Source organism: Baaleninema sp., assembly GCF_049974805.1.
Taxonomy (GTDB): domain Bacteria; phylum Cyanobacteriota; class Cyanobacteriia; order Cyanobacteriales; family Geitlerinemataceae; genus Baaleninema.
In genome coordinates this window covers 1-2,394 of sequence record NZ_JBNGCO010000060.1, presented here as the reverse complement: position 1 = coordinate 2,394, position 2,394 = coordinate 1, and the positions used below count along the sequence as shown (strand labels likewise).

Below are 2,394 nucleotides of genomic sequence, written 5' to 3'. Positions count from 1 at the left end.
CCAACCTACGGCTTATTGTGAATTGAAATAGGGGTTGTTGGGTTTCGCTTTCGCTCCACCCAACCTACGGTGCGTGACGCTACAATGGAAGTATCGCGCGATCGCCGTTTCGGTGCGACCTATGGCACTGCTGCAACGCTATCAAATCGCCTCCATTCTCGGAAAAGGTGCCTTTGGGACTACCTACAAAGCTCGAGATCTCGATCGCGATCGCTGGGTGGCCGTCAAAGTCTTATCCTTAAAACAGGTGGCCGACTGGAAAATTATCGAAATGTTCGAGCGAGAAGCCCAAGTTCTCGAACGACTCAACCACCCCGGCATCCCCAACTACGTCGATTATTTCTATCGCGATACCCAAGACGATCGCCTGTTTTGCTTAGTTCAAGAACTCGTTGAAGGCAAATCCTTAGCTGCTTGGGTCAAACAAGGCTGGAGAGCTACAGAAGAAGACGCCAAACAAATCGCTGTCAAGGTATTAGAAATTCTCGATTATCTTCACTGGCAAACGCCCCCCGTCATCCATCGCGATATCAAACCCCAAAACATTATTTTAAAACCCGATCGATCCGTCTATCTCGTCGATTTCGGTGCCGTCCAAGACCTCTATCGCAACAGTCTAATTCTCGGCGGTACCTTCGTCGGAACTGTCGGCTATATGCCCCCCGAACAGTTTCGCGGCAAAGCCTTTCTCGCCTCCGATGTATACGCCTTGGGGGCAACTTTACTTTTCTTACTTAGCCATCGTTCTCCCGAAGAACTTCCGCGCCACCGCCTGAAAATCGACGTACAGAAAGCGATTCAGGTTTCCGACGATTTTGCGAGATGGTTAGAAAAGATGGTAGAGCCGGCCATCGAAGACCGCTACAAATCCGCCCGAGAAGCCCTCGACGTACTGCAAGGAAAACGCAAACTGCTGCGGTCTCCGCCGCCATCCGACCCCATCCTTCCCCAACGACGCCAACCTAAAGGCTCGCGGATACAGGTTTGGCAAAACGACGATCGCGCCACCGTCAACGTCCCTGCAGCCGGGGTTGCGCCGTCCAACCTTCCCTTACTGGGCGTGACAGTGGTGTGGAATTTCGTTATCGGAAGTACCGTCGCCATCGCCTTCTTTGGCGGAAATTGGTTGATATTACCGTTTGTCTCTCTCCACGCCCTCGCCGGACTGGGGTTGCTTTTCACGAGTTTGGGAATCACCGCCAGTTACGGACGCCTAACGATCGATCGCCATCGCTTCTCTATTTATCGGCGGTGTTTCGGCGTCACTTACCACCAATATCAGGGGAAAACCTCCGAACTCCAAGGGGTGGGTTTAGAAGTCTCCCTGGAGGAATACGGACAGCGAAAAGTCCGTTGCGTCTTGCAAGGGAGCGATCGAACCTACGATTTCGCGCCAAATCTAACCCCCGTCGAAAAACGCTGGTTAGTCGAAGTCATCTCGAACTTACTCGAGAAGTTTCAATCAGACTCAGACGACGCCGGCCACCGCCAAACGTAATCTGCTAACGACCGTTCTGGCGTCGAAGGAAGGTCAGAATCCGGGTCGAACACCACCGAAACGGTTTCCAAACCGGGAATTCGACGATCGACCCGTTGGGGAATTCCGTCCCCGTAAGCAATGTGACCCTGACCCGCCAACACCACAAACGGCGTCTGCGGATTCTCCCTCACGAACGCCGCCACCGAGTCCGCCATCGTTTCGTCCCAAAGAACCTGCGCTTGGAAAAAATAGTCGAACGCCTCGCTCGAACCCTGTCCTTCGTGGTATCGATCGTAAATGTCCTTCAACCGCTGGCGGTACCTCTCATTATCTGTTCGCATCTCCTCGATGGGGGGAACGAAATCCCGATATTCGGCGGCGATGTTCTCGAAGCCTCCCGTCGCCACCTGTCGCAAGGCTTCGCTGGGGGCGTTTAAGGCGATAACTGGGATTTGGTGGGTTTTGGCGAAGCGCAAAATCGGGGCGTAGAGTTCCCAGGGAAACCCCCATCGCGTCTCGTATTCCGTCTGTTCCAGAAATTCGGCTTCGTCGAGGTCTCCGGCGAGATAGCGATCGATCGCCGTTTGATAGGGTCGCTGAAACATCTCCATTCCGATGGCGAGATCGGGATTTTCCGAGTAGAGGGTTTGTAAAATCTCCAATTGCGCCTGGTGGTGTTCCGATCGATCGTGGATTTCGCCAAGATAGATAATATCTGCTTGACGGAGCGATCGATCGAATTCATCGCGACGCACCACTTCGCTTTCAGTCGGTTGCGTAATGGTTTGCGCCCAGGCCGGAACGCCACAACAAAGCCACGCACTCAGCAAACAAGCCGAAAATTTGAAGTTCATAAGAGTCTCTCACGGAAAATACCTCGATACGTTTGGAAGCCCTGTCGCTTTAGCGCAGGG

The 2,394-nt window shown here is 53.3% G+C and carries 2 protein-coding genes; one reads left to right on the top strand and one right to left on the bottom strand.

Annotated features, from left to right (window positions below; all coding sequences use genetic code 11):
• The first annotated feature begins 73 nt into the window (after positions 1 to 73).
• Positions 74 to 1,498 (top strand): serine/threonine protein kinase, encoded by a 1,425-nt coding sequence (locus ACP5D4_RS12690; protein ID WP_428011990.1) that lies wholly within the window; start codon positions 74 to 76, stop codon positions 1,496 to 1,498.
• Here ACP5D4_RS12690 and ACP5D4_RS12685 read toward each other — a convergent pair.
• A complete protein-coding gene (locus ACP5D4_RS12685) occupies positions 1,459 to 2,334 on the bottom strand; it encodes a ChaN family lipoprotein (protein ID WP_428011989.1) in 876 nt (291 codons plus the stop codon). The two genes, ACP5D4_RS12690 and ACP5D4_RS12685, sit on opposite strands and share 40 nt — an antisense overlap.
• Positions 2,335 to 2,394 lie beyond the last annotated feature (60 nt).

What these genes read in the sequence shown, in the direction of transcription:
- ACP5D4_RS12685 (WP_428011989.1), bottom strand. Translation starts at nt 2,334, where the DNA reads ATGAACTTCAAATTTTCGGCTTGTTTGCTGAGTGCGTGGCTTTGTTGT.